Source organism: Bacteroides caecigallinarum, assembly GCF_016902295.1.
GTDB lineage: Bacteria > Bacteroidota > Bacteroidia > Bacteroidales > Bacteroidaceae > Phocaeicola > Phocaeicola caecigallinarum_A.
Map to the genome: position 1 here is coordinate 1 of NZ_JACJLQ010000137.1, position 673 is coordinate 673.

The 673-nt window shown below is 32.5% G+C and carries 1 protein-coding gene; it reads left to right on the plus strand.

Translation table 11 applies throughout. From position 1 onward, the window contains the following. Positions 1-156 precede the first annotated feature (156 nt). Positions 157-546, plus strand: a complete 390-nt coding sequence (locus H6A27_RS14510) for a YkvA family protein (RefSeq protein ID WP_239469734.1) — start codon at positions 157-159, stop codon at positions 544-546. The last annotated feature ends 127 nt before the right edge of the window (positions 547-673 follow it).

The window sequence follows — 673 nt, forward strand, 5'->3', positions numbered from 1 at the left end:
ACTAAGGACTCGCTTTTCTATTGTACAAACAGGGCACTGGCATCTGTAGGTACGAACTTATTTGTGAATTACTCATATGTATAAAATTAATTTTGAATAGTTACTTAATTAATTATGACGACAATAATTTGTATAACGATTTTGGCCTATTTGATTATGGGTAAAAATATTGATTCTTTATTGGAGAAGGTAAAGGATGTGGATTGGAAAGAAAAAGGAAATGATTTGTACGAGAAATTAAAACCTTATGCTAAAAAAGTCGGTAGGGCTGCAGCCAAGCCTTTGTTACAGTTTTATTTTGTGCTGTCTGATGATAAGACTAAAACATTGGATAGAGTTTTGATTTATGCAGCCATTATATATACAGTATCTCCGGTAAGTCTGATTCCAAGTGCTGTATATAAGTTATTGGGTATTCTTGATGAAGGAGCTGCAATGCTATTTGTATATAATAAAATAAAAAGTAATATCACACCTGATATTGAAATGAAAGTCAACCAGACTTTGGATGAATGGTTCGGATGTGAATATGAGATAATAAACTAATGATTAGTATATTAAAAAGTAGGGTGTCCAGTTTAACGTTCCCAATTTAGCCTACATTTTTAAGCTGTTTGGTACGTTCTGTAACCCAGTTTATGGACATGTGCTTCTTTGCAAAAGCATCAATGTC